Origin of the sequence: Streptomyces sp. NPDC056479 (assembly GCF_042795335.1) — a bacterium.
Taxonomy (GTDB): Bacteria; Actinomycetota; Actinomycetes; order Streptomycetales; family Streptomycetaceae; genus Streptomyces.
The window spans coordinates 83,667-108,242 of the sequence record NZ_JBHTRZ010000003.1; the positions used below are offsets into that span (position 1 = coordinate 83,667).

The 24,576-nt window shown below is 70.1% G+C and carries 22 protein-coding genes; 9 read left to right on the forward strand and 13 right to left on the reverse strand.

What is annotated here, in order from left to right:
• The first annotated feature begins 82 nt into the window (after positions 1-82).
• A complete protein-coding gene (wblA, locus tag ACFQ6S_RS11890; RefSeq protein WP_383406768.1) occupies positions 83-421 on the forward strand; it encodes a transcriptional regulator WblA in 339 nt (112 codons plus the stop codon).
• A 77-nt stretch (positions 422-498) separates the two neighbouring features.
• On the opposite strand, the gene ACFQ6S_RS11895 is transcribed toward wblA, so the two are convergent.
• Together ACFQ6S_RS11895 and ACFQ6S_RS11900 are read right to left on the reverse strand one after the other, a co-directional pair.
• Entirely contained in the window at positions 499-1,917 is a 1,419-nt protein-coding gene (locus ACFQ6S_RS11895; protein WP_383406771.1) for an ArsA family ATPase, read from the reverse strand.
• 52 nt (positions 1,918-1,969) lie between these two features.
• The gene (locus ACFQ6S_RS11900) at positions 1,970-2,947 is read right to left on the reverse strand and encodes an ArsA family ATPase (RefSeq protein WP_383406773.1); all 978 of its coding nucleotides are present in this window, start codon (positions 2,945-2,947) and stop codon (positions 1,970-1,972) included.
• 106 nt (positions 2,948-3,053) lie between these two features.
• Here ACFQ6S_RS11900 and ACFQ6S_RS11905 point away from each other — a divergent pair, with 106 nt between their 5' ends.
• The 3 genes from ACFQ6S_RS11905 (at position 3,054) to ACFQ6S_RS11915 (ending at position 4,699) form a co-directional block, all read left to right on the forward strand.
• Positions 3,054-3,212 (forward strand): DUF4177 domain-containing protein, encoded by a 159-nt coding sequence (locus ACFQ6S_RS11905; RefSeq protein ID WP_003967454.1) that lies wholly within the window; start codon positions 3,054-3,056, stop codon positions 3,210-3,212.
• The gene (locus ACFQ6S_RS11910) at positions 3,209-3,676 is read left to right on the forward strand and encodes a RidA family protein (protein ID WP_383406776.1); all 468 of its coding nucleotides are present in this window, start codon (positions 3,209-3,211) and stop codon (positions 3,674-3,676) included. The genes ACFQ6S_RS11905 and ACFQ6S_RS11910 overlap by 4 nt, the downstream gene beginning before the upstream one ends.
• 174 nt (positions 3,677-3,850) lie before the next feature.
• The gene (locus tag ACFQ6S_RS11915) at positions 3,851-4,699 is read left to right on the forward strand and encodes a nucleotidyltransferase (protein ID WP_383406779.1); all 849 of its coding nucleotides are present in this window, start codon (positions 3,851-3,853) and stop codon (positions 4,697-4,699) included.
• An 11-nt stretch (positions 4,700-4,710) separates the two neighbouring features.
• Here the strand turns inward: ACFQ6S_RS11915 and ACFQ6S_RS11920 are convergent, their stop codons facing one another.
• The 3 genes from ACFQ6S_RS11920 to ACFQ6S_RS11930 all read right to left on the reverse strand — a co-directional run bounded on the left by ACFQ6S_RS11920 (position 4,711) and on the right by ACFQ6S_RS11930 (position 7,571).
• Positions 4,711-5,541: an MBL fold metallo-hydrolase gene (locus ACFQ6S_RS11920; protein WP_383406781.1), complete on the reverse strand. Its 831-nt coding sequence runs from the start codon at positions 5,539-5,541 to the stop codon at positions 4,711-4,713.
• A gap of 49 nt (positions 5,542-5,590) precedes the next feature.
• Entirely contained in the window at positions 5,591-6,475 is an 885-nt protein-coding gene (locus ACFQ6S_RS11925) for an NUDIX hydrolase (RefSeq protein WP_383406784.1), read from the reverse strand.
• A gap of 421 nt (positions 6,476-6,896) precedes the next feature.
• The gene (locus ACFQ6S_RS11930) at positions 6,897-7,571 is read right to left on the reverse strand and encodes a Crp/Fnr family transcriptional regulator (RefSeq protein WP_030046018.1); all 675 of its coding nucleotides are present in this window, start codon (positions 7,569-7,571) and stop codon (positions 6,897-6,899) included.
• A gap of 411 nt (positions 7,572-7,982) precedes the next feature.
• On the opposite strand from ACFQ6S_RS11930, the gene nth reads away from it, so the two are divergent.
• The 3 genes from nth (at position 7,983) to ACFQ6S_RS11945 (ending at position 11,213) form a co-directional block, all read left to right on the forward strand.
• On the forward strand, positions 7,983-9,050 hold the full coding sequence (gene nth / locus ACFQ6S_RS11935) for an endonuclease III (protein WP_383409192.1): 1,068 nt from the start codon (positions 7,983-7,985) through the stop codon (positions 9,048-9,050).
• Between the two features lie 147 nt (positions 9,051-9,197).
• Positions 9,198-9,893: an NUDIX hydrolase gene (locus ACFQ6S_RS11940; RefSeq protein WP_383406787.1), complete on the forward strand. Its 696-nt coding sequence runs from the start codon at positions 9,198-9,200 to the stop codon at positions 9,891-9,893.
• A 120-nt stretch (positions 9,894-10,013) separates the two neighbouring features.
• Positions 10,014-11,213 carry a MarP family serine protease gene (locus tag ACFQ6S_RS11945; protein ID WP_383406789.1) on the forward strand — a complete coding sequence of 400 codons (1,200 nt, stop codon included), beginning with the start codon at positions 10,014-10,016 and terminating at the stop codon, positions 11,211-11,213.
• A 53-nt stretch (positions 11,214-11,266) separates the two neighbouring features.
• Here ACFQ6S_RS11945 and ACFQ6S_RS11950 read toward each other — a convergent pair whose 3' ends face one another.
• From ACFQ6S_RS11950 to ACFQ6S_RS11975, 6 genes are all read right to left on the reverse strand, one after another.
• The gene (locus ACFQ6S_RS11950; protein ID WP_383406792.1) at positions 11,267-11,449 is read right to left on the reverse strand and encodes a hypothetical protein; all 183 of its coding nucleotides are present in this window, start codon (positions 11,447-11,449) and stop codon (positions 11,267-11,269) included.
• A gap of 127 nt (positions 11,450-11,576) precedes the next feature.
• Positions 11,577-12,515, reverse strand: coding sequence for an alpha/beta fold hydrolase (locus ACFQ6S_RS11955; RefSeq protein ID WP_383406795.1), 939 nt, complete (start codon positions 12,513-12,515; stop codon positions 11,577-11,579).
• Positions 12,512-13,009 (reverse strand): phage holin family protein, encoded by a 498-nt coding sequence (locus ACFQ6S_RS11960; RefSeq protein ID WP_383406798.1) that lies wholly within the window; start codon positions 13,007-13,009, stop codon positions 12,512-12,514. Before ACFQ6S_RS11960 ends, ACFQ6S_RS11955 begins: the two co-directional genes overlap by 4 nt.
• Before the next feature lie 78 nt (positions 13,010-13,087).
• Entirely contained in the window at positions 13,088-14,527 is a 1,440-nt protein-coding gene (nhaA, locus tag ACFQ6S_RS11965; protein ID WP_383406800.1) for a Na+/H+ antiporter NhaA, read from the reverse strand.
• Positions 14,528-14,739: 212 nt separating this feature from the next.
• Positions 14,740-16,698 carry an acetate--CoA ligase gene (acs, locus tag ACFQ6S_RS11970; protein ID WP_383406802.1) on the reverse strand — a complete coding sequence of 653 codons (1,959 nt, stop codon included), beginning with the start codon at positions 16,696-16,698 and terminating at the stop codon, positions 14,740-14,742.
• 303 nt (positions 16,699-17,001) lie between these two features.
• Complete coding sequence (locus ACFQ6S_RS11975; protein ID WP_383406805.1) at positions 17,002-19,638, reverse strand: bifunctional SulP family inorganic anion transporter/carbonic anhydrase; 2,637 nt, start codon at positions 19,636-19,638, stop codon at positions 17,002-17,004.
• Positions 19,639-19,970: 332 nt separating this feature from the next.
• Here ACFQ6S_RS11975 and ACFQ6S_RS11980 point away from each other — a divergent pair, with 332 nt between their 5' ends.
• Positions 19,971-21,245: a hypothetical protein gene (locus tag ACFQ6S_RS11980; protein WP_383409195.1), complete on the forward strand. Its 1,275-nt coding sequence runs from the start codon at positions 19,971-19,973 to the stop codon at positions 21,243-21,245.
• Here ACFQ6S_RS11980 and ACFQ6S_RS11985 read toward each other — a convergent pair.
• Positions 21,235-22,275, reverse strand: coding sequence for an ATP-binding protein (locus ACFQ6S_RS11985; protein WP_383406806.1), 1,041 nt, complete (start codon positions 22,273-22,275; stop codon positions 21,235-21,237). The genes ACFQ6S_RS11980 and ACFQ6S_RS11985 overlap by 11 nt on opposite strands.
• A gap of 101 nt (positions 22,276-22,376) precedes the next feature.
• Between ACFQ6S_RS11985 and ACFQ6S_RS11990 the strand changes: the two genes are divergently transcribed.
• Positions 22,377-23,201: an oxidoreductase gene (locus tag ACFQ6S_RS11990; protein WP_383406808.1), complete on the forward strand. Its 825-nt coding sequence runs from the start codon at positions 22,377-22,379 to the stop codon at positions 23,199-23,201.
• A gap of 419 nt (positions 23,202-23,620) precedes the next feature.
• On the opposite strand, the gene ACFQ6S_RS11995 is transcribed toward ACFQ6S_RS11990, so the two are convergent.
• Positions 23,621-24,454, reverse strand: a complete 834-nt coding sequence (locus ACFQ6S_RS11995) for an HAD family hydrolase (protein WP_383406811.1) — start codon at positions 24,452-24,454, stop codon at positions 23,621-23,623.
• Positions 24,455-24,576: the final 122 nt, after the last annotated feature.

The following is a 24,576-nucleotide window of genomic DNA, read 5'->3' on the forward strand; positions in this document are numbered from 1 at the left end:
TCCGTAACGTCCTCAACTGGCAGCGGTGAATATGCCGCTGCCGCCGTGGGGGAGCCTCGATTCGGGAGAGGACGGCGCCGGTATGGGCTGGGTAGTCGACTGGAGTGCGCAGGCGGCCTGCCGCACTACCGATCCGGATGAACTGTTCGTTCAGGGAGCAGCGCAGAACAGGGCCAAGGCGGTGTGCACCGGATGCCCGGTGCGTACGGAGTGCCTGGCGGACGCGCTCGACAACCGCGTCGAGTTCGGCGTCTGGGGAGGAATGACGGAGCGCGAGCGCCGTGCGCTGCTGCGCAGGCGGCCCACGGTCACCTCGTGGCGCCGGCTGCTGGAGACGGCACGCACGGAGTACGAGCGCGGGGCGGGCCTGCTGCCGCTCGACGACGACGAGATGTACGAGAACTACGCGGCGGTGGGCTGAGGCCACCCTCCGGCTCGCTGCGGGTGTGCGCCCGGGGGTCTCCTCAGGCGCTCGTCTCCGGCAGCCGCGGTCAGGCGTCAGTCAGTCGACTCGGGCAGCTCCGGCCGATGGGCCGCGAGTCGGTTTCCGATGTCCCGCAGCCCCGTCAGGTCATGGACGTCGCCGGGCAGCGCGGCCACTTCGGCCACCGCCACCTCGGGGTGGAGCGCGGTGAAGCGATCACGTGTGCGCTGCTCGCGGGAGAGCAGCTGCATACGCTCGGCATGCAGCCTCAGCAGGCCTGCGGTGAGCTGGTCGACGGACCGCTCCACATGCGGAGCTCCGGCTTGCGGGTCGACGGACTGCGGGTCCACGGACTGTGGCTCGTCCGTGGCCGAGGTTCGCTCCAGGTGCGTGGCGGCGGGGGAGCCTGCGTCAGGAGCCGGTGCCTCGGAAGCGGCCGATTCTGAACTGTCGTACGTGTCGGGGGAGTTACGAAGTCCAGCTTTCCCGCCCTCCTGATCCACAATGCGGGGCTCTTCAAGATTTTCCGCGGCGGCGAGCGCCCGCTCGGCCGACAGCCGGTCGGCGCCGCTGCCGTGGACCCGGTTGAGCACCAGACCCGCGAACGGCATGTCCTCGGCGGCCAGCCGTTCCACGAAGTACGCGGCCTCCCGCAGCGCGTCCCGCTCCGGCGCAGCCACCACCAGGAACGCCGTCCCGGGCGCCTGGAGCAGCTTGTACGTCGCGTCCGCGCGGGTGCGGAACCCGCCGAACATCGAGTCCATCGCGGCCACGAAGGTCTGTACGTCCTTCAGCAGCTGCCCGCCGAGCAGCTTGCCGAGGGCTCCGGTCATCATCGACATGCCGACGTTCAGGAACTTCATCCCCGCGCGCCCGCCGACCTTCGCCGGGGCCAGCAGGACGCGGATCAGCTTGCCGTCGAGGAAGGACCCGAGCCGCTTGGGCGCGTCCAGGAAGTCCAGCGCGGACCGGGACGGCGGGGTGTCGACGACGATGAGGTCCCACTCGTCCTTCGCCCGCAGCTGGCCCAGCTTCTCCATCGCCATGTACTCCTGCGTGCCCGCGAAGCCCGCCGAGAGCGACTGGTAGAAGGGGTTGCCCAGAATCGCGGCGGCCCGCTCGGGATCCGCGTGCGCCTCGACGATCTCGTCGAAGGTGCGCTTCATGTCGAGCATCATCGCGTGCAGCTCGCCGTCGCCTTCGACGCCCTTCACCCGGCGCGGGGTGTTGTCCAGCGAGTCGATGCCCATCGACTGGGCGAGCCGGCGGGCCGGGTCGATGGTCAGCACGACCACCTTCCGTCCCCGCTCGGCGGCCCGCAGCCCCAGCGCCGCCGCGGTCGTGGTCTTGCCGACGCCGCCCGAGCCGCAGCACACCACGATGCGGGTCTTCGGATCGTCGAGCAGCGGGTCGAGGTCGAGCACGCGCGCGTGGGACAAGGCGTGGGGCTGGCGGGCGGCGTCCTGTGCCGCGGCCGGTTCCGGACGACTCATGACATCCCCTGCTTCCGACGTACCGCGTACGGCTCCCGACTTGTGAACGGACTCATGACAGGTCCTGTTCCCGCAGTTCGCGCGCGAGTCCGTACAGGCCCGCCAGGTCCATGCCCTCGGCGCGCAGCGGCAGTTCGTGCACCGGCAGCCCCAACTCGTCCAGGACCGCACGCTGCTCGTGCTCCAGCGCGTGCCGCTCGGCGTACTCGTCGGCCTGCGCCCGCAGCGGGTCCACCAACCGCTCGGCGTTCCCACCGCGCCGCGCCCCGCCGAGCCCGGCCGAGGACAGCGACTTGGCGACGGCCGTCCGCGGGACACTGCGTACGAGTTCCAGATCGGTCGCGTCCAACACCTCGGGCCGCACCATGTTCACGATGATCCGCCCGACCGGCAGCCGCGCCGCCCGCAGCTCGGCGATCCCGTCCGCGGTCTCCTGGACGGGCATCTCCTCCAGCAGGGTCACCAGGTGCACGGCCGTCTCAGCCGACTTCAGCACCCGCATCACGGCCTGCGCCTGATTGTGTATCGGCCCGATCCTGGCGAGCCCCGCCACTTCGTCGTTGACGTTCAGGAAGCGGGTGATGCGCCCGGTGGGGGGCGCGTCCATGACCACATAGTCGTAGACGAACCGCCCGGCCTTGTCCTTGCGCCGCACGGCCTCACACGCTTTCCCGGTGAGGAGTACGTCTCTGAGGCCCGGCGCGATGGTGGTGGCGAAGTCGATGGCGCCGAGCTTCTTCAGAGCCCGGCCCGCGCCGCCCATCTTGTAGAACATCTGGAGATAGTCCAGAAGGGCCAGTTCGGGGTCTATGGCGAGGGCGTACACCTCCCCGCCCCCAGGAGCGACGGCGATCTTCCGCTCCTCATAAGGCAGCGCCTCTGTCTCGAAGAGCTGCGCGATGCCCTGCCTGCCCTCGACCTCGACGAGAAGCGTCCGCTTCCCCTCCGTGGCGAGGGCGAGCGCGAGCGCGGCGGCGACCGTGGTCTTTCCGGTCCCGCCCTTGCCGCTGACGACCTGGAGCCTGCTCACGTCTTCGAGCCTAACCAGTCGGTGCGCCGGTCACGCGGCAGCCTGTGGACAACCTGTCGGCGGTCGGCCGCATGGCACCCTCCGGGCAACGGATAAAGTCGGCCACATGACCAAGTGGGAATACGCAACCGTGCCGCTGCTCGTCCACGCCACGAAGCAGATTCTGGACACCTGGGGCGAGGACGGCTGGGAGCTCGTCCAGGTCGTGCCCGGGCCGAACAACCCCGAGCAGCTCGTGGCCTACCTGAAGCGGGAGAAGGCATGAGCGCCGTCGAGGCGAAGCTCGCCGAGCTGGGCCTGAGGCTTCCGGAGGTCGTGCCGCCGCTGGCCGCGTACCAGCCGGCGGTCCAGTCGGGCGTGTACGTCTACACCGCCGGCCAGCTCCCCATGGTGGAGGGCAAGCTTCCGGTCACCGGCAAGGTGGGCGCGGAGGTCACCGCCGAGGAGGCCAAGGACCTCGCCCGTATCTGCGCCCTGAACGCCCTCGCGGCCGTGAAGTCGGTGGCGGGTGACCTGGACCGCATCGCGCGCGTCGTGAAGGTCGTGGGGTTTGTGGCGTCGGCGTCCGACTTCACGGGACAGCCCGGCGTCATCAACGGTGCCAGCGAGCTCCTGGCGCAGGTCCTCGGCGACAAGGGCGTGCACGCGCGCAGTGCGGTGGGTGTGGCGGTGCTGCCGCTGGACGCGCCGGTGGAGGTCGAGGTTCAGGTGGAGCTGGCGGGGGCGTAGGCCTTCGGCGGTGCGGCCGTCGTATACCGGCGTTCTGTGTCGAAGCGGCGCGAGGGCGCGGCGGCGCGGCGGGGATCGCAGCAGCCTGTCCGGGATGCCCGGGCAGGCTGAACATCGCTGAGCGGCGCCGGTGATGAGCCGCTGCCGGGCCTTCCGACAGGGCACAGTGGCCCCATGGCCGAGACTGTTCTCCGCAGAGGGCTCGACGCCCAGGGGTACATCGCGCGCGAAGGGTCCCTCGGGCGCGTCCCCCGCGACTTCAGACCCGTCGTCGCCGCCGCGCGGGACCGCGTGCTGGACGTGTTCGGGGCGCGGATGCACAGCGCCTATCTCTACGGGTCGATTCCGCGCGGCACCGCGCGCGTGGGGCGCAGCGACCTGGATCTGCTCCTCGCCCTGCGCGAGGAGCCGACCGAGGCGGACCGGGCGGACGCGCGCGTGCTCGACGAGGCGCTGGACAAGGAGTTCGCGCAGATCGACGGGGCGGGGACGCTGCTCAGCAGCCGCGGGCAGCTGCTGAGCGATCTGGAGAGGTACGACGGCGGGTGGTTCGTCGCCTGTCTGTGCACGCCCCTGCTGGGGGAGGATCTCGCCGAGTATCTGCCGCGCTACCGGCCCGACACGCTGCTCGCGCGCGAGACGAACGGCGATCTCGGTCTCCTGCTGCCTCGGTGGCGGGCGCGGATCGCCGACGCGGACGACAGCGACGACGCGCGCCGGCCGCTCGTCAGGTTCATGTCGCGGCGTCTGGTGCGGACGGGGTTCACGCTGGTCATGCCCCGGTGGGGCGGGTGGACCAGTGATCTGGGGGAGATGGCGGAGGCGTTCGGGTCGTACTACCCCGCACGGGGCGAGCAGATGAAGGTCGCGGCGGGGCTGGGGTGCGAGCCGACGGGTGACGCGGGCGTTCTCCGGTCGTACGTCGACGATCTGGGGCCGTGGCTTGTGGGGGAGTACGCGCGCGTGCACGGCGTCAAGGCGTTGCGGCCCGGTGACGTGGGGGTGGGCGCGGGTGTGGGCTAGGTGGGCGCGGGCTAGATGAGGCCGTGCTCCTCCAGGTAGTCCAGCTGTGCCCGTACCGACAGCTCGGCCGCGGGCCACAGGGAGCGGTCCACGTCCGCGTACACATGGGCGACGACCTGGGCCGGGGTGCGGAAGCCGTCCTCGACCGCCGTCTCGATCTGGGCGAGGCGGTGGGCGCGATGGGCGAGGTAGAACTCGACGGCGCCCTGGGCGTCCTCCAGGACGGGCCCGTGGCCCGGGAGGACGGTGTGCACGCCGTCGTCGACCGTGAGGGACCTGAGCCGCCGCAGCGTGTCCAGGTAGTCGCCGAGGCGGCCGTCGGGGTGTGCCACGACCGTGGTGCCGCGGCCCAGGATCGTGTCGCCGGTCAGGACGGCGCGGTCGGCCGGGAGGTGGAAGGACAGGGAGTCGGCGGTGTGCCCGGGCGTCGGTACGACGCGCAGCTCCAGACCGCCGACGTTGATCACGTCTCCGGCGCCGAGCCCCTCGTCGCCGAGCCGCAGCGCCGGGTCGAGGGCACGCACGCGCGTGGCGGTGAGTTCGGCGAAGCGTGCGGCGCCCTCGGCGTGGTCCGGGTGGCCGTGGGTGAGCAGGGTCAGGACGATGCGCTTGCCGGACTTCTCGGCCATGGCGACGACGTTGCGGAGGTGGCCGTCGTCGAGGGGGCCGGGGTCGATGACGACGGCCAGGTCGGAGTCGGGCTCCGAGAGGAGCCAGGTGTTCGTGCCGTCCAGGGTCATCGCGGAGGCGTTGGGCGCGAGGACGTTGACCGCGCGGGGGGTTGCGGGGCCGGTGAGGACCCCGCCTCGCGGCTGGCCGGGGAGGGCTGCTGCGTCCGTCATGCGTGGGGGCCTTCCGGGGCTGCGTGCGGGGTGGGTGCCGTGGGCGCGGTCATGCGGGGGCTCCGCCGGTCGGGATGTGCTTGGTGAACTCGTCGTGGCCGGGCCAGGCGAGGACGATCTCGCCGTCTTCCAGGCGCGCCTGTGCCAGTACGGGCGTGAGGTCGCGGGTGGGGGCGGCGGCGAGGGCCTCGGCGGCGCTGTCGTATGCGGTGAGCTGGCGCAATGTCGCGATGGTGGGCGGCATCATCAGCAGCTCGCCCTTGTCGTACGAGGCGGCGGCGTCCGTGGGGCGGATCCACACCGTGCGGTCGGCTTCGGTGGAGGCGTTGCGGGTGCGCTGGCCCTGCGGCAGGGCGGCGACGAAGAACCACGTGTCGTAGCGGCGGGGTTCGAACTCCGGGGTGATCCAGCGGGTCCAGGCGCCCAGGAGGTCGGAGCGCAGGGCCAGGCCTCGGCGGTCCAGGAACTCGGCGAACGAGACGTCGCGGGCGACCAGGGCGGCGCGGTCGGCTTCCCAGTCGTCGCCGGTGGTGTCACCGATGACGGAATCGTCGGTGGGGCCGGCGAGCAGGACGCCGGCCTCCTCGTAGGTCTCGCGTACTGCGGCGCAGACGATCGCCTGGGCTTCCGCTTCCGTCACGCCGAGGCGTTGCGCCCACCACGCGCGCGTGGGGCCGGCCCAGCGGATCTGCTGCTCGTCGCGGGGGTCTACGCCGCCGCCGGGGTAGGCGTACGCGCCGCCGGCGAAGGCCATGGAGCTGCGGCGGCGGAGCATGTGCACGGCTGGGGCGGTGCCGGTGGCGGTGTCGGTGCTGGTGTTCCTGAGCAGCATGACCGTGGCCGCCCGTTTCGGGGCGACGGGGGTGAGGCTTCCTTCCGCGAGCGCACGGATACGGTCTGGCCACTCCGGTGGGTACCACTGCCCGTTTGCCATGGGCGGAGGCTATCTCTTGGTGCGCGGATGTTCGAGGGGTGCCTGCGGCGGCCCGCTTCGGTGAGTGGGGGTTCGCCTAGCGCCTGCGGTGGGGTGGGTGGGTCGGGGCCGTGCCGGGGGGTGTCCGTCCTCGGTCGGGCGGTTGCTGTCGGGAGGGAGGTGGGCGTTTGTTGACGCCCTCCGCTGCGGGCGGACACCCCCCGGCACGGCCCCTTGCCGCCGTACGCGGGTGCGGGCCGCATCATCCAGCCCGTCCGGCGTTTGAGGACGAGGTCCCTTCAGGGCCGACGCGGGGGTCTGGGGGCGGCAGCCCCCAGGGATGGGACGGGTAGGGGCGGCGGGGGCGACAACCCTTGGGGGCAAACGCAACGGGGCCCGCCTCCTGATGAGGGGGACCCCGGTGTCGTACGGCTCGGTGGGTCTAGCGCGAGCGCTTCGCCAGCCGCTCCACGTCCAGAAGGATCACCGCACGGGCCTCCAGGCGGAGCCAGCCGCGCTGGGCGAAGTCGGCCAGGGCCTTGTTGACCGTCTCACGGGACGCGCCGACCAGCTGGGCCAGCTCCTCCTGCGTCAGGTCGTGGACGACGTGGATGCCCTCCTCGGACTGCACGCCGAAGCGGCGGGAGAGGTCGAGCAGCGCGCGGGCCACACGGCCGGGGACGTCCGAGAAGACGAGGTCGGACATCGCGTCGTTCGTGCGACGGAGTCGGCGGGCGACGGCGCGCAGCAGCGCGGTGGCCACCTCGGGGCGGGCGTTCAGCCAGGGCTGGAGGTCGCCGTGGCCCAGGCCCAGCAGCTTGACCTCGGTCAGCGCGGTGGCGGTCGCCGTGCGCGGGCCCGGGTCGAACAGGGACAGCTCGCCGATGAGCTCGCCGGGGCCGACGACGGCGAGCATGTTCTCGCGGCCGTCGGGGGACGTCCGGTGAAGCTTGACCTTGCCCTCGGTGACGACGTAGAGCCGGTCGCCCGGGTCGCCCTCGTGGAACAGGGAGTCGCCACGTGCGAGGGTCACCTCACTCATGGAGGCGCGCAGTTCCGCGGACTGCTCGTCGTCGAGAGCCGCGAAGAGCGGATTGCGCCGCAGAGGGTCGTCCACGAGTTCTCTCCTTGTCGACCTGCTCAGGGGATCTCTCCCCCGCGTACCAGGGGACCGTGCTCCCCATTTTGCCGGACGGTCCAAACAGTGTGATCTGTCACAAGGATGCCGCACAGGTGTCCCGAGGTAAGCGGCAGGGGTCCAATTGGGGGCCGATCTTCAGGGTCCGGGGCGGATGTCAGTGTCGGGCTTTAGGCTGGCCGGGTGTCCAAATCGCCGGTGAGAGCACAGGCCAAGGGGGCTGGGCGGGTGGTTGTACGTCGAGATTCCGCTGTGGGCGAACAGGACCCCGGCGGTGGAGGGAAAACGGCGAAAGCGGATAAATCGGCGCGGGGCGAGACGGCTGCCGATGGCGAGAAAGTGGTGGTGAAGAAGGTGGGCAAGGCGGAGGAAACGGAGAAAGCGGGGCAGGTGGGGAAGGCGGGGAAGTCGGCTGCTGCGAAGTCCGCCCCTGCTGGGAAGGCCACGCCGGGCAAGAAGACCGCCTCCGCGAAGAGGGCCGCCTCCACCAAGAAGACCGCCTCCGCGAAGAAGACGACCGCCAAGAAGGTCACTGCCAAGAAGGCGGCCACTAAGCAGGCGACCGCCAAGAAGGCAGTCACGGCCAAGGGCGTCCGCAAGAAGCCCGCCATCGTTCCGGAGAAGGCCACCGCTCCCGTAAAGGGCGCCTCCGCGGTCAAGACCGTCGCCGCCAAACCCCCCTCGGCCGAGTCCCGCACCGCCCTGGTCCGCCGAGCCCGTCGTATCGACCGTGAGCTCGCCGAGGTCTACCCCTACGCCCACCCGGAGTTGGACTTCGACAACCCCTTCCAACTCGTGGTCGCCACCGTGCTGTCGGCCCAGACCACCGACCTGCGCGTGAACCAGACGACCCCGTCGCTGTTCGCCAAGTACCCCACCCCCGAGGACCTGGCCGCCGCCAACCCGGAGGAGGTCGAGGAGATCCTCCGGCCGACCGGGTTCTTCCGGGCCAAGACCAAGTCGGTCATGGGGCTGTCGAAGGCGCTGGTGGAGAACTACGGAGGGGAGGTGCCGGGGCGGCTGGAGGAGCTCGTCAAGCTGCCCGGCGTCGGGCGCAAGACCGCCTTCGTCGTGCTCGGCAACGCCTTCGGCCGGCCCGGCATCACCGTGGACACGCACTTCCAGCGGCTGGTGCGGCGCTGGGAGTGGACCGGGCAGAGCGACCCGGACAAGATCGAGGCCGAGATCGGCGCGCTGTTCCCGAAGAGCGACTGGACCGACCTCTCGCACCATGTGATCTGGCACGGCCGCCGTATCTGCCACGCCCGCAAGCCCGCCTGCGGCGCCTGCCCCATCGCGCCGCTCTGCCCGGCGTACGGCGAGGGTGAGACGGACCCGGAGAAGGCCAAGAAGCTCCTCAAGTACGAGAAGGGCGGCTTCCCGGGGCAGCGGCTCAATCCTCCGCAGGCCTATCTGGACGCGGGCGGCAAGGCGGCCCCGCCGCTGGGGGCCGGATGACGGAGCGAGCGAGCCGGAGGGGGCGGGGGACTGCCGAGAGGGCGATCGGGCAGCGTTCGAAGGGCGGCGCCCGGGCGGCCGTACGGCTGTATCGGAACGATCTAGGTGCCCTCGGGCGTTGGACTCGGCAGAACGACGGGGGTGGCGATGACGCGGGCGAGTGATACGCAGGACGGGCCGGTGGTGGTCAGCAAGGACGGGCTGCCGCAGTGGCTGGATCCGGTGGTGCGGGTCGTGGAGACCGTGGAGCCGGTGCAGCTGAGCCGGTTCCTGCCGCCGGAGGACGGGGCGGGGCGGCAGTCCGCCGTGCTGATCCTCTTCGGTGAGGGCGAGCGAGGGCCCGAGCTGCTGCTGATGGAGCGGGCCAGTTCGCTGCGGTCGCATGCCGGACAGCCGTCGTTCCCCGGTGGTGCCCTCGACCCCGAGGACGGCGACCCGCAGGGCGACGGGCCGCTGCGGGCCGCTCTGCGCGAGGCCGAGGAGGAGACCGGGCTCGATCCGAGCGGCGTCCAGCTCTTCGGTGTGCTGCCCAGGCTGTACATCCCGGTGAGCGGCTTCGTGGTCACGCCCGTGCTGGGCTGGTGGCGGGAGCCGAGCCCGGTCGATGTCGTCGATCCGAACGAGACGGCCCGCGTGTTCACCGTCCCCGTGGCGGATCTCACGAATCCGGACAACCGCGCCACCACCGTCCACCCCAGCGGCCACCGAGGTCCGGCATTTCTGGTCGAATCGGCGCTGGTGTGGGGCTTCACGGCCGGGATCATCGACCGTCTGCTCCATTTCTCGGGGTGGGAGCAGCCCTGGGACCGGGGTAACCAGGTCCCGCTCGACTGGCGGTCATGACAGGGTGTCTGCCGTGCTGTCTTTTCCCGGGGTCCGCCCTGTCCGATTTCCGCTGTGCGACGGGCCGGGCCCTCGGTCGAGCTGGGGGGACCGGAGAGTGACGAGGCGAGGCCTGAATCGGTGAACGTGCTGGACATCCTGCTGCTGGTCGCCGCCGTGTGGTTCGCGATCGTTGGCTATCGCCAGGGCTTCGTCGTCGGCATCCTGTCGGTGATCGGCTTTCTCGGCGGCGGCCTGGTGGCCGTCTATCTCCTCCCGGTCATCTGGGACGCGCTGACCGACAATGCCGAGGTCAGTACTACTGCCGCTGTCGTCGCGGTCGTTGTCGTCATTGTTTGTGCCTCCGTCGGGCAGGCCTTGACCACCCACCTCGGCAACAAGCTGCGCCGGTACATCACCTGGTCCCCGGCCCGCGCCCTGGACGCGACCGGCGGCGCCCTCGTCAACGTCGTGGCGATGCTCCTCGTGGCATGGCTGATCGGCTCGGCCCTCGCCGGGACGACGCTGCCGACGCTGGGCAAGGAGGTCCGTAGCTCCAAGGTGCTGCTCGGTGTCTCGCGGGCGCTGCCCAACCAGGCGGACACCTGGTTCGCGGACTTCTCCACCGTGCTCGCGCAGAACGGCTTCCCGCAGGTCTTCAGCCCGTTCTCCAACGAGCCGATCAACGAGGTCCAGCCGCCCGATCCGGCCCTGGCCAACAGCCCGGTGGCCACCCGCGCCAAGCGATCCATCGTCAAGGTCATGGGCACGGCGACGAGTTGCGGCAAGGTCCTGGAGGGCACCGGCTTCGTCTTCGCCGAGCGTCGCGTCATGACCAACGCGCATGTCGTCGGCGGCGTCGACGAACCCACCGTCCAGATAGGCGGCGAGGGCAAGCGGTACGACGCGAAGGTCGTCCTCTACGACTGGGAACGCGACATCGCCGTACTGGACGTACCGGACCTGGACGCGCCCGCGCTGCGGTTCACGGCCACCGACGCCGACAGCGGCGACAGCGCGATCATCGCGGGCTTCCCGGAGAACGGCGCCTACGACGTGCGCGCCGCGCGGGTGCGGGGGCGGCTGCCGGCCAACGGGCCGGACATCTACCACCGCGGCACCGTGCGCCGCGACGTCTACTCGCTGTACGCGACCGTCCGCCAGGGCAACTCAGGCGGACCGCTGCTCACACCCCAGGGCAAGGTGTACGGCGTGGTCTTCGCCAAGTCCCTCGACGACGCCGAGACCGGCTACGCGCTCACCGCGGACGAGATCCAGGAGGACATCGCCAAGGGGCGTACCGCCAACCAGCAGGTGGACAGCGACAGCTGCGCGCTGTAGACCCGTGAGCCCCGGTCAGGGGCATGCCCCTGATAAGGAGAAGCGGCGGCCGGTCAGCCGCGCGGGTGGCGCAGGCGTACCGAGACCCAGCGGGCCCGGCGGCGCAGAATGTGCGGAATGCCCACCCGGAGATCCGAGCCCGGCATCTGCGGGGCAGCGCCCCGCTGGTGGGAGCTCAGCCCACTGGCCGAGCGGCGGTTGCGTGCTGCGTCACTGTAGTCGTGCGTCCAGCCCATACCCCGACGTCTGCCCCTGCCCCACGATCGATAACCGCCTCCGGCGTCCCCAATTGGCCTATGCGCCAGGCAATTGGCTGTTCGTAGTACACGTGTTCAGATCCGGATACCGGGCGCATCGGCGCGGTCACCGATCGGGTTCGGGGTCTTTCAGCCAGTTGATCAGTTCGGCGGAGAAGGCGACCGGGTCCTCCTCGTGCGGGAAGTGCCCGAGCCCGTCGAACAGCCGCCAGCGGTAGGGCGCTTCGACGTACTGGCCCGAACCGGCCGCGCTGCGGGTGCGCATCACGGGGTCGAGGGAGCCGTGCAGATGCAGCGTCGGCACGCGCACCGGGCGCTTCATACGGCGGTTGAACTGGATGCCGTCGGGGCGCGCCAGCGAGCGCACCATCCAGCGGTACGGCTCGATGGAGCAGTGGGCCGTCGACGGGATGCAGATCGCGCGACGGTAGGTCTCCACCGCGTCGTCGTCCGGCAGTCGCGGGCCCGACCAGTCCCGGACCAGTCGGCCCACGAGTGCCCCGTCGTCCGCCGTCAGCTGCCGCTCGGGAATCCAGGGCCGCTGAAACCCCCAGATGTAGGAACTCGCATTCGTCTGCTTGACGTCGGAGAGCATCGCCGAGCGCCAGCGCCGGGGGTGCGGCATGGAGGAGACCGCGAGCCGTCGCACCAGCTTGGGGCGCATCACGGCCGCCGTCCATGCCAGATATCCGCCCAGGTCGTGGCCGACCAGCGCGGCGTCGGGCTCGCCGAGGGAGCGGACCACGCCGGTGATGTCCAGGGCGAGGTTGGCCGGGTCGTAACCGCGCGGGGTGCGGTCGCTGCCGCCGACGCCGCGCAGGTCCATGGCGACGGCCCGGAATCCCGCGTCGGCGAGCGCGACGAGCTGGTGCCGCCAGGTCCACCAGAACTGCGGGAAGCCGTGCAGCAGCAGCACCAGCGGACCGTCGCCGAGCTCGGCGATGTGGAAGCGCGCACCATTGGCGGCCACGTCCCTGTGTGTCCAGGGACCATCCGGTCTGACGACCGAGGAGGGTTGTGCCGAAGGGGCGGCGGGATCCGTCATGACGACGAGCGTGCCACAGCCTCGATGGCCACGGGCGCCCGGTCCTCCAGCTCCGGCGCGGGGGCCGGACGCGGGTGCGGCTTCGCCTTCTGCAGGACGCCCGCCGTCTCCTTCATCGAGGCGGCGACCTTCTGCGGGCTCTGGCTCTTCTTGGCCTTCTTCGCGAAGACGACGCCGATCAGCGCGAGGATGCCGGCGACAAGGACATTTGCCGCGAAGGACAGCACGAAGCAGATCGCGAGGTTCCAGTCGCTCCAGGTCCGAATGCCGTACGCGAGGGCGAAGTTCAGCATCGGCAGCGAGAACACGAGCACCCCGCCGGCCAGCGTGAACGCGCCGCCGCTCGTCGCGCCACGCTTGACGTCTTGCTTGAGCTGCGCTTTCGCCAGTGCGATCTCGTCATGCACCAGCGCCGACATCTCGGTCGTCGCCGAGGCGAACAGCTGGCCGATGCTGCGTTCTGCGCCGACCGGGCTGCCGTCGGGTGCGCTCATCGCGGTCTCCCTCGTCCTGTACGGTTCCGTCTTCTGCCTGACTGCGTACGGTTCCGTCTTTTGTACCGTCCCGTCAGATCATGCCCGACGGTGCTCCTCCTCGCCTGCCCTGCCCGCCACTTCGGCAAGCGCGTGGCGCGCGGCGACCTTCTCCTCGGCGATGCGGCGGTGTTCGGCGGCCTTGCGTTCGTGGATGGCGGCCATGCGCAGGTGGTACTCCGGCTCGTCCTGTTCGTAGATGTCCGGAATGCCGTCCGCGTCGTCGTCGCGCTCCTCGGCGTCGACCATCCCGCGGTATTTGGCGTTACGTATCTTCAGCAGCACCGTCGCCAGGGTCGCCGCGATGAGGGAGCCCAGCAGCACCGCGGCCTTGGCCTCGTCGGTCAGCGCGGCGTCGCCCACGAAGGCGAGCTCGCCGATGAGCAGCGACACGGTGAAGCCGATGCCGGCGAGGGTGGCCACCGCGAACACGTCGGCCCACTCCAGGTCATCGCTGAGCGAGGCCCTGGTGAAACGTGCCGTCAGCCACGTACCGCCGAAGATGCCCACCGCCTTGCCGACCACCAGCCCGAGGACGACCCCGAGCGTCTCCGGCCGGGTGAACACCTCGCCGAGCGCGCCGCCGGAGACGGCGACACCGGCGCTGAACAGCGCGAACAGCGGGACGGCGAGCCCCGCCGACAGAGGGCGTACGAGATGCTCGATGTGCTCGCCGGGGGAGTGCTCCTCGCCCTCGTGCCGACGGCAGCGCAGCATCAGGCCCATCGCCACGCCCGCGATGGTGGCGTGGACGCCGCTGTTGTACATCAGCCCCCAGATGACCAGGGCGAGCGGGACGTACACGTACCACCCGCGTACGCCCTTTCTCAGCAGCAGCCAGAAGACGACAAGTCCGACGACGGCGCCGCCGAGGGCGGCGAAGTCGATCTGTGAGGTGAAGAAGATCGCGATGATCAGGATCGCGAACAGGTCGTCGACCACGGCGAGGGTGAGCAGAAAGGCCCGTAGGGCGCTCGGCAGCGAGGTGCCGATCACGGCGAGCACGGCGAGTGCGAAGGCGATGTCGGTGGCGGTCGGGACCGCCCAGCCCTCCGTCGAGCCGCCCCCGGTGACACTGGTCAGCGTGTAGACCAGCGCCGGCACCGCCATTCCGCACAGTGCGGCGACGACCGGCAGCACGGCCGCCTTGGGGTCCTTGAGATCGCCGGCCACCAGCTCACGCTTGAGCTCGATGCCGGCGACGAAGAAGAAGAGCGCGAGAAGTCCGTCGGCGGCCCAGTGCTCGACGGACAGGTTCAGCCCGAGCGACTCGGGGCCCAGGTGGAAGTGGCCGACGGTCTCGTAGCTGTCGCGCAGTGCGGGGACGTTCGCCCAGACCAGCGCGGTGATCGCGGCGAGCAGCAGCAGCACACCGCCGACGGTCTCGGTGCGCAGCGCATCCGTGACGAAGGTCCGCTCGGGGAGAGAGAGCCGCCCGAGGATCTTGCGGACGGGAGCGGGGGTGCGGGGGGCGGCCACGGGGAGACCTCCGGTCGGTGGGCAGGACAGAGCACTTGCCGACCAGACTTCCCGGCACACCTGAGGACGCGTTTGTTTTCCTTAGCTTACCTAAGGGTGCGTGAGGGTGCGCGGGCAGTGCATCCGTCGATCTCCACGGTACGTACGCGAAGGGCACCCGGCGCGTCATTCGCCGGGTGCCCTCGATGGCCGCGATCAGGTCACGGTCGTGCTCAGTCCTCGCTCGGCGCCGCCGGGAGCTTCGCCTGGATGAGGTCCATGACGGTTGAGTCGGTCAGCGTCGTCACATCACCGAGCTGGCGGTTCTCGGCGACGTCCCGCAGCAGACGGCGCATGATCTTGCCGGAGCGGGTCTTCGGCAGCTCGGCCACCGGCAGGATTCGCTTCGGCTTGGCGATCGGGCCGAGGGTGGTGCCGACGTGGTTGCGCAGGTCGGCGATGAGGTTCTCGTCCTCGGCGTTGGCCGTACCGCGCAGGATCACGAAGGCGACGATCGCCTGCCCGGTCGTCTCGTCGGCGGCACCGACGACGGCCGCCTCGGCGACGGACGGGTGGGAGACCAGGGCCGACTCGACCTCCGTGGTGGAGATGTTGTGGCCCGACACGAGCATGACGTCGTCCACGCGCCCGAGGAGCCAGATGTCCCCGTCGTCGTCCTTCTTCGCCCCGTCACCGGCGAAGTACTTGCCCTCGAACCGCGACCAGTAGGTGTCGAGGAACCGCTGGTCGTCGCCCCAGATGGTGCGCAGCATCGACGGCCACGGCTCGGTCAGCACCAGGTAGCCGCCACCGCCGTCGGGCACCTCGTTCGCCTCGTCGTCGACGACGGTCGCGGAGATGCCGGGCAGCGGGGTCTGCGCCGAACCGGGCTTGGTCTCGGTGACGCCCGGCAGCGGCGAGATCATCATCGCGCCGGTCTCGGTCTGCCACCAGGTGTCGACGACCGGCGTGCGGTCGGCCCCGATGTGCTTGCGGTACCAGATCCACGCCTCGGGGTTGATCGGCTCACCCACGGAACCCAGCACGCGCAGGCTGCCGAGGTCGAACTTCGCGGGGATGTCGTCGCCCCACTTCATGAACGTACGGATCGCGGTCGGCGCCGTGTACAGGATGGTCACCCCGTACTTCTGCACGATCTCCCAGAAGCGGCCCTGGTGCGGGGTGTCCGGGGTGCCCTCGTACATGACCTGCGTCGCGCCGTTCGCCAGCGGCCCGTACACGATGTACGAGTGCCCGGTGACCCAGCCGACGTCGGCGGTGCACCAGTACACGTCCGTCTCCGGCTTGAGGTCGAAGACGGCGTGGTGCGTGTACGCGGTCTGGGTGAGGTAGCCGCCGGAGGTGTGCAGAATGCCCTTCGGCTTACCCGTCGTACCGGACGTGTACAGGATGAACAGCGGGTGCTCGGCGTCGAAGGCCTCGGGAGTGTGATCGGCGGACTGCCGCTCGACGATCTCGTGCCACCAGACGTCACGGCTGTCGTCCCAGGCGACGTCCTGGCCGGTGCGGCGGACCACGAGCACATGCTCGACATTGCCTGCCTTGTCGGCGGCCTCGTCCACGGCCGGCTTCAGCGCGGACGGCTTGCCGCGCCGGTAGCCGCCGTCGGAGGTGATGACGACCTTGGCGTCCGCGTCCTGGATACGGGTGGCGAGGGCGTCCGCCGAGAAGCCGCCGAAGACGACGGAGTGGGCGGCGCCGATCCTGGCGCAGGCCAGCATCGCGACCGCCGTCTCAGGGATCATCGGCATGTAGACGGCGACCCGGTCGCCCTTCTGAACTCCCAGCTCCAGCAGGGCGTTGGCCGCCTTGGAGACCTCGTCCTTGAGCTCGGCATACGTGAGGGCGCGGCTGTCGCCGGGCTCGCCCTCGAAGTGGATGGCGACCCGGTCGCCGAGCCCGGCCTCCACATGCCGGTCGACGCAGTTGTACGCCACATTGAGCTCGCCGTCCTTGAACCACTTCGCGAACGGCGGGTTCGACCAGTCCAGCGTCTCGGTCGGCTCCTTGGCCCAGGTCAGCCGACGGGCCTGCTCGGCCCAGAAGCCGAGCCTGTCAGCCTTGGCCTGTTCATACGCCTCCGCCGTGACGTTGGCGCCTGCGGCCAGGTCGGCGGGGGGTGCGAACCTGCGCTCTTCCCTCAGCAGGTTGGCCAGGCTTTCGTTGCTCACGACATCTCCCTTTCCCAGGGTGTCCGTTGTGTCCCAGGCCACAGCTCATCAGACCCGGGGGTCTGATGACAAGGGTCGACGGATAATTGGTTTAGACCTGTCGGCGCGGGTGAGGTCCGAGCCGGTGCCGGTGCCGGGGTCATCCGTTCCCACGGACGCCGGACGGACGCGGTTCAGGTCTGTTATCCCTTTCACATTCCGTCCGGACGCAGGTGGAACGCGGCCCCATGGCGAGCACGGCTGCCCTCGAACGGGCCCACGTGAAGCGGCCCCGCTCCGAGCGGGGCCGCGCGCACTTCCCGGTCAGGCCGACAGATCCGCCACGCCCACGTGGTCGAACACCTCGTCCTCGAGCCCCTCGGCCAGCAGATACGCCTGCGCCTCGCCCACGTGGAAGTACATGCCGTGCAGCTCCAGCGCCCCAGCCCGCAGGGCCCGGGTCACCGACTCATGGGCGCGCAGATGCTCCAGCTGCTGGACCACGTTCGTCAGACAGAGCTGTTCGACCGCGTCGGCCGGCGCCCGCCCGGCGAGTCTGGCCCATGGACGGCTCTCGTCGGAGATCCGCTCCAGGCTCGGCTCCCCGTGCCGCAGCCACCGCCTGAGCGGGGTCTGGGGGCCGTCGGGTTCGGAGGTGAGAAGTGCCTGCATGGCCCCGCACCCGGAGTGCCCGCACACCGTGATCGAGCGCACCTGGAGCACGTCCACCGCGTACTCGATCGCCGCGGCCACCGAGTCGTCCCCGCTCTCCTGGCCGGGCAGCGGGACGAGATTGCCCACATTGCGCACCACGAACAGGTCGCCGGGACCACTGGAGGTGATCATCGACGTGACGAGCCGGGAGTCGGCACAGGTGAGGAACAGCTGCGAGGGCTGCTGCCCCTCACGCGCCAGCCGCGCCAGCTCGCTCCGCACCAGGGGCGCGGTGTTGCGCTGGAACGCGCTGATGCCACGGGCGAGTTGACGTGCACTCGGTCGGCTGCCGTCGGTGGCTCCGCCGGTGGACAGGTCTGTGGCCGTGCCTGTGGCCTTCTCTGTGGCCGTGTCTGTGTCGCCTCCGGTTGCTTCGGCGACGCCCCCCTCGGGGCGGCCGGGCTCGGTGGGGTGGCCGGGCTCGGTGGTGCCGTCGGCTCCGCCGGTCCCGCCGACTGGGGCGGTTGCGTCGGCGCGGCCGCTGGGGGCATCGGCTTCGGAGGGCGTGTTGGAACCGTCGGTGTCGTAGGCACCGGTCGCCTGTGCCTCCCCGGGCTGTCCGTCGCGGGGCGGGACGGTCTCCGGGATCTCGCACTGGTGGTTGCGCCAGGCTGTCCAGGGATGGCAACGGCAGTCGTCCGGCTCCTCCGCGATCCTCCCGATGGCGGCATGCAGACCGGAAGGTCCCGTCGGCTCACCGATCCGGACCCCGGCCCTGCGGCCGACCAGCTCGACGGTGCCACCGTGGGCGGTCTGTGTGTTCTGCCAGTCCTGCAGTGACTCGTACGCCGCGTGGTCCATGAACGACCCGTCCAACTCCACTACGGCGTGGGCGCCTTGGGGTACGAGATGCAGGGCCCGGCTGAGCCGAGGCACCGCGAGGAAGGTCAACTGGCCTCGTACATGTACGTGATGGACTCCTTCCTGCTCGTCATGCGTGATCCGGGTGCGGGTGAGGCGGTGCAGGGCGACTCCGACGGCCATGGCGACTCCCAGCGCCACCCCCTCAAGGACGCCGAGGAACACCACGGCGAGGGTGGTGACGGCGTAGACCAGCACCTCTCGGTGGCGCGTCACCGTGCGGATGTGGTGCAGGGACACCATCTGGATGCCGACGGCCATCACCAGGGCGGCGAGTGAGGCGAGTGGGATGAACTCCAGGATCGGGACCATCAGCAACGCGGCGACTACTACGAGAACGCCGTGCAACATCGTGGAGTTCCGGCTGACGGCACCGGCTTGCACATTCGCGGAGCTGCGCACGGCGACGCCCGCGATGGGCAGCCCGCCGAGCGCGCCGGAGACGACATTGGCGGCGCCCTGACCGAGCAGCTCACGGTCCAGGTCGGAGCGTCCGACGCGGGCGGACAGCTCCGGCCGACCGGCGACCAGTTTGTCCACCGCGACCGCGCCGAGCAGCGACTGCACGCTGCACACCAGCGTGATGGTGAGCACGGCGGCGACGAGGCCGAGGACCGGACCGTCGGGAAGGGTGGCCAGCGCGTGGCTGCTCCAGGACGGCAGGTCGACCTTGGGCAGGCTCAGTCCGGCGAGCGAGGCGGTCGTGGTGGCGACGGCCACGGCGACGAGCGGGGTCGGCACCTTGCGCAGCAACCGGCCGGTCCGGCCGGGAATTCGGGGCCAGAGCACCAGCAGCGCGAGGGTCAGCACGCTCACCGACAGGGCGGCAGGACGCACTCCGGCCAGCTGGGCGGGCAGCTCCCGCAGATTGTCCAGGACCGAGCTGTGCGGGATGCCGCCGAGGACGATGTGCAGCTGGGCCACGGCGATGGTGACGCCGATGCCCGCGAGCATGCCGTGCACGATGGCGGGGCTGACGGCGAGCGCGGTGCGTGCCACGCGCAGCAGCCCGAGGCCGAGTTGGGCGAAGCCAGCCAGGACGGTGATGGCGCAGGTCGTACGCCATCCGTATCGCTGGATGAGCTCGGCGGTGACGACGGTGAGTCCGGCGGCAGGGCCGCTGACCTGGAGCGGGGCACCGCCGAGCCGTCCGGCGACGAGTCCTCCCACGGCGGCGGCGACGAGGCCGGCCTGAAGGGGCGCGCCGGTGGCGAGGGCGATGCCGAGGGACAGGGGGAGCGCGATCAGGAAGACCGCGATCGAGGCGGATACATCGGCGCCCGCCACGTGAGGCCGGCGGGGCCGGGTCGGGGGTGGACTGTGGGGCTCGTGGATGCACTTCTCTCGACGTGGTCCGTCGGCGCGGGTGGGAACGCAGGCTGACATGTTTCCCGTCTCCTCCGGGGCAGCGCGGTCGCGGAACTGGTGGTCCCCCGCTGATCGGCGAGGGGTCGGGTCGCGGCCGTGTGGTCACGGCGTGCAGTGGCGGGATGAAACTGTCGGTAAACGGATCGTAATGCAGAGTAAAGGGAGGGAATAGTTTTTCCGAGCAAATGGACTAATAAATCCCCCTGAAGAGTGAAGCGATTCATTAGTCGGCTTGTCGTATTAATTCCTTCTCTGTTCCGTGCGACCTTTGCGGCGCTGTCGGCACCCGAGAGAAGGAAGAAGGTGCACGGAACATGGCCGCCACTCGCAGGTTCGCCGCTCCCCGCCCCATTGCCGCCACGCACAGGATCGCCGCGGGCACCGCTGCCGCCGCGGTCTGTTGCGCGTCGCTCGCCGGATGCGCGAGCGGCCATGACACGTCCCGGCACGCGGCACCCGGACCGCACAAGGCGAAGCCCGCGGCCCCCGCGCCCCGTGGTGCGATCCGCCTGATCGGCGACGGGTCCACCGCGTACACCGGTGCGCAGCCGCATCTGCCCAGGCCCGAGCGGCTGAAGCCCGGTCAGAAGCCCCCGCAGTTCGTGGTGTTCTCCTGGGACGGCGCCGGCGAGGACGGCCAGAAGCTGTTCTCCCACTTCCGCGAGGTCGCCAAGGCGAACAACGCGACGATGACCTACTTCCTCAGCGGCGTCTACATGCTGCCGGACCACAAACGCGACCTGTATCGCCCGCCGCAGCACTCGCCGGGCCGTTCCGACATCGGCTTCAACGACGAGGAGGGCATCGCCGACACCGTGACGCAGCTGCGCCACGCGTGGCTGGAGGGCAACGAGATCGGTACCCACTTCAACGGCCATTTCTGCGGCAGCGACGGCGGTGTCGGCGAGTGGTCGGTGAAGGAATGGAAGGACGAGATCGTCCAGGCGAAACGATTCGTCAAGTCCTGGAAGACCACCACCGGCGTGACGAAAGCGGCCCCGCTGCCCTTCGACTACGACAAGGAGCTCATCGGCGCCCGCACACCCTGCCTGGAGGGCCGGAAGAACTTCGTCAAGGCGGCCCGTGAGCTGGGCTTCCGCTATGACTCCAGCGGCGTCAACAACCAGCTCTGGCCCAGGAAGACAGAGGGCCTGTGGGATCTGTCGATGCAGCTGGTGCCCTTCCCCGGGCACTCCTACGAGCAGCTCACCATGGACTACAACTTCATGGTCAACCAGTCCGGCACCGCGACCCAGGGCGACCCCGACAAGCGCGAGTTCTGGGGCGATCAGATGCGGAACGGCCTGCTCATGGGCTTCCGCCGGGCCTACGACGGCAATCGCGCGCCCCTGATCATCGGCAACCACTTCGAGTCCTGGAACGGCGGCACCTACATGCGAGCCGTCCAGGAGGTCGTCGAGGCCGTGTGCAACAAGCCCGACGTGCGCTGTGTGTCGTTCCGGCAGCTCGCCGACTGGCTGGACGCACAGGACCCGGCGACCCTGAAGAAGCTGCGCACCCTGGACGTCGGCCAGGCCCCTAAGGAGGGCTGGGCGCCCTTCCTGTCCGGGCATCCGGCCCCGGCCCCGAAGGGGGTGCCCGGGGCGCCGGCGGTCAAGCCGTAGGCGTCAGACGAGAGTTGCCCAGCGGCGACTTACCCATGGGGGAGTGCCCCTCGGGCAGGGCGGTCACGCTCTCGCCGAGCACGAACCCGGGGTCGATCTGCGCCGCCAGGTCGGCCCCGGTGCGCTCGTTGCCCCAGGTCCGGGCGTTCTTCAGGTGGAAGTGCACCATCTGGCGGGTGTAGCGCTCCCAGTCCCGCAGCTCGTATGTCGCCTCCGCGGCCGTGCGCAGTCGGCGCAGGGCGCGGTGGTTGTCGTCCTCCAGGAGCTGGAACCGGGGCGGGCGGCCCTTCTCCATGGAGCGCACCCAGTCCGAGTGCCCGACGGTCACCAGCAGGTCGTCCCCGACCTCGGCGCGGAGGAAGTCGAGGTCGTCCTGTCCTTGCACCTTGTTGCCGACGACCTTCAGGACGACTCCGAAGTCGCGGGCGTGTTCGTGGTACTGGCGATAGACGGAGACCCCCTTCCGGGTCGGCTCGGCGACGAGGAACGTGATGTCGAAGCGGGTGAACATGCCGGAGGCGAAGGAGTCCGAACCCGCCGTCATGTCGACCACGACGTATTCGTCGGGGCCGTCCACCAGGTGGTTCAGGAACAGCTCCACAGCTCCCGTCTTGGAGTGGTAGCAGGCGACCCCGAGGTCGGAATCCGTGAAGGGGCCGGTGACCATCAAACGGACGGCGCCGCCGTCGAGTTCCACGGGGCGGGCGCAGGCGTCGTAGACCGGGTTCGTCTCGCACACCCGCAGCAGCCGCGAACCCTCGCCGGGGGGTGTCGTCTTGATCATCGTCCGCGCGGAGGCGATCCGTGGATTGGTGCCGCGCACGTAGTCCTTGATCAGCGGCAGCCGTTCACCCATCGCGGGGAGTGCGGCGGCCTCGTCCTCGCCGAGACCCAGGGCCGCTCCGAGGTGCTGGTTGATGTCGGCGTCAATGGCCATGACGGGCGCGCCGGTGGCCGCGAGATGGCGGATGAACAGGGAGGACAGGGTCGTCTTGCCGCTGCCGCCCTTGCCGACGAAAGCAATTTTCATGTTCACGAACAGTAGTCGTCCGATAGCTGTATGTGGCAGGCGTGCGTGAAGAACGCCACTCGATCGTGGGGTGCCGGGCCGGGGTGCGTAGTGTCGTACTCATGAGTACGACAGGTGCGTCCGCCGATCCGCTCGCGGCCCTCGGTTCGCTGCCCGGGGTGCCCGATTCCGTGGAGTCCGTGCGCAAGGCGGTGGACCGGGTCTACGGGCACCGGATCATGCGACGCCGCAGCAACGAGATCACCTCCGAGGCGGCCCTGCGTGGCGCCCGTGGCTCCGCCGCGCTGTCCGGCGCCGACTGGGCACTCGAAGAGGTGCGCCGGCGTACCGACTTCAGCGGTGACGACGAGGCCCGGGTCGTGGGTGCGGCCCTGCGGTTGACGGCCGAGGCGGGCCAACTGCTGTCCATCTGGCGGCAGTCGCCCCTGCGCGTGCTGGCCCGGCTGCACCTGGTGGCGGCGGCGAGCAAGGACGACGCGGTCGGGCGTCCACGTCAGGAGGGCGAGCCGGTCGACGAGCCGCTGATCGAGCTGCCGCTGCCGAGCGCGGCGGAGGTGCACGGCCGGCTGGAGGGACTGTCCGAGCTGATCATCGCCGGCGGTTCGGCGCCGGCCCTGGTGACGGCCGCGGTGGTGCACGGTGAGCTTCTCGCGCTGCGCCCCTTCGCCTCCCACAACGGCCTGGTCGCGCGCACGGCCGAGCGCATCGTCCTGGTCGGCAGCGGCCTGGACCCGAAGTCCGTCTGCCCGGCCGAGGTCGGCCACGCCGAACTGGGCCGCGCTGCGTATGCGGCGGCCCTCGACGGCTATGTCTCCGGCACCCCTGAGGGTGTGGCCGCGTGGATCTCCCACTGCGGCAGGGCGACCGAACTCGGGGCGCGCGAGTCGACGGCGGTGTGCGAGGCCTTGCAGCGCGGGGCGGCGTAACGGACGCAGCGCACGCGCGCGTGGTGGTGACGCGCTGACAAAAGCGCGCGCGTGGGAGCCCACAAGAGTTGCGGCGGTACGAGGATTCGTACCGCCGCTGGCATGTTCACCGGGTTACCAAGCGTCCTCGATATGTTGCCCATCAGGTCGGGAACTTTGCCCGTCACCTGGTGCGGCTGGCCCGTAATCGACGGGTCGACGTCGCGTGGGTGCTCGATGTTCATGCTCGGTCCGTGGGGCCAAATGCGTATCAAAGGTGATCCTCTCGGATGTCCTTGGTCTCGCGGGCCGTTGACTCCTTTGTACTCCTGGTCACCACCAAGCGGAAGGCCTGTCCGCAGTTCTTTACTTTTGCCCTCAAATCACTTGAAACAGACATCGATTTGTCGAGCGAGGCTTACGGAATGCGCGCGGCCAGGTCAGGCGGGCGCCGTACGGCGTCGGTTCGCATACCAGACCAAGCCGGCGGTGGCCGCTGCCGCTCCTATGGCGGCGGCCGCGACGAGGGCCGGGCGCGGCGGTACGGAGAAGGAGGGGATCCGCTGCTTGAGCCGGACCGGGCGATGGAAGTCGAGAATCGGCCACCCGCGCGCGACTGCCTCGCGGCGCAGCGCGCGGTCCGGGTTCACCGCGTGCGGATGTCCGACCGTCTCCAGCATCGGCAGATCGGTCGCCGAGTCGCTGTAGGCGTAACAGCGGTCGAGGTCGTAGCCCTCGGACTCGGCCAGCTCCCTGATCGCCTCTGCCTTCGTCGGGCCGTAGGCGTAGTACTCCACCTCCCCGGTGAAGCAGCCGTCGTCGCCCACGACCATGCGCGTGGCCACCACGCGGTCGGCGCCGAGCAGCTCGCCGATCGGCTCGACCACCTCGGCCCCCGACGTGGACACGATCACCACGTCGCGGCCCTCGGTGTGGTGCTCCTCGATGAGTGAGGCGGCCTCGTCGTAGATGATCGGGTCGATCAGGTCGTGCAGCGTCTCGGCGACGATCTCCTTGACCTGCTGGACGTTCCAGCCGCGGACGAGCGCGGAGAGGTACTTGCGCGTGCGCTCCATCTGGTCATGGTCCATAGCGCCCACGCGGAAGACGAACTGGGCATATGCGGTACGCAGGGCGGCCCTGCGGTTGATCAGACCACCTTGGTAGAACGACTTGCTGAAGGTGAGCGTGCTCGACTTCGCAATGACCGTCTTGTCCAGGTCAAAGAAGGCCGCTGTGCGGGGCAAGGAGTGGTTTTCCACGACCCTGAGCATAGGGGCAGCCCATTCGGCGTAAGGTGGGCGCGTGGGTTTGCCTGAGAGGGCTCTCGGGTACACCATGGAAGTCACGGATCGTTCGCGACCGTGCTAACCCGGTCCGACTCCTCCCCCCCCGA

Bases quoted from the DNA above. Each gene is read 5' to 3' on its own strand.
- wblA (WP_383406768.1), top strand. From the start codon at position 83: ATGGGCTGGGTAGTCGACTGGAGTGCGCAGGCGGCCTGCCGCACTACC.
- ACFQ6S_RS11895 (WP_383406771.1), bottom strand. From the start codon at position 1,917: ATGAGTCGTCCGGAACCGGCCGCGGCACAGGACGCCGCCCGCCAGCCC.
- ACFQ6S_RS11905 (WP_003967454.1), top strand. From the start codon at position 3,054: ATGACCAAGTGGGAATACGCAACCGTGCCGCTGCTCGTCCACGCCACG.
- ACFQ6S_RS11910 (WP_383406776.1), top strand. From the start codon at position 3,209: ATGAGCGCCGTCGAGGCGAAGCTCGCCGAGCTGGGCCTGAGGCTTCCG.
- ACFQ6S_RS11915 (WP_383406779.1), top strand. From the start codon at position 3,851: ATGGCCGAGACTGTTCTCCGCAGAGGGCTCGACGCCCAGGGGTACATC.
- ACFQ6S_RS11920 (WP_383406781.1), bottom strand. From the start codon at position 5,541: ATGACGGACGCAGCAGCCCTCCCCGGCCAGCCGCGAGGCGGGGTCCTC.
- ACFQ6S_RS11925 (WP_383406784.1), bottom strand. From the start codon at position 6,475: ATGGCAAACGGGCAGTGGTACCCACCGGAGTGGCCAGACCGTATCCGT.
- ACFQ6S_RS11940 (WP_383406787.1), top strand. From the start codon at position 9,198: ATGACGCGGGCGAGTGATACGCAGGACGGGCCGGTGGTGGTCAGCAAG.
- ACFQ6S_RS11950 (WP_383406792.1), bottom strand. From the start codon at position 11,449: ATGGGCTGGACGCACGACTACAGTGACGCAGCACGCAACCGCCGCTCG.
- ACFQ6S_RS11955 (WP_383406795.1), bottom strand. From the start codon at position 12,515: ATGACGGATCCCGCCGCCCCTTCGGCACAACCCTCCTCGGTCGTCAGA.
- ACFQ6S_RS11960 (WP_383406798.1), bottom strand. From the start codon at position 13,009: ATGAGCGCACCCGACGGCAGCCCGGTCGGCGCAGAACGCAGCATCGGC.
- ACFQ6S_RS11975 (WP_383406805.1), bottom strand. From the start codon at position 19,638: ATGTCAGCCTGCGTTCCCACCCGCGCCGACGGACCACGTCGAGAGAAG.
- ACFQ6S_RS11985 (WP_383406806.1), bottom strand. From the start codon at position 22,275: ATGAAAATTGCTTTCGTCGGCAAGGGCGGCAGCGGCAAGACGACCCTG.
- ACFQ6S_RS11990 (WP_383406808.1), top strand. From the start codon at position 22,377: ATGAGTACGACAGGTGCGTCCGCCGATCCGCTCGCGGCCCTCGGTTCG.
- ACFQ6S_RS11995 (WP_383406811.1), bottom strand. From the start codon at position 24,454: ATGCTCAGGGTCGTGGAAAACCACTCCTTGCCCCGCACAGCGGCCTTC.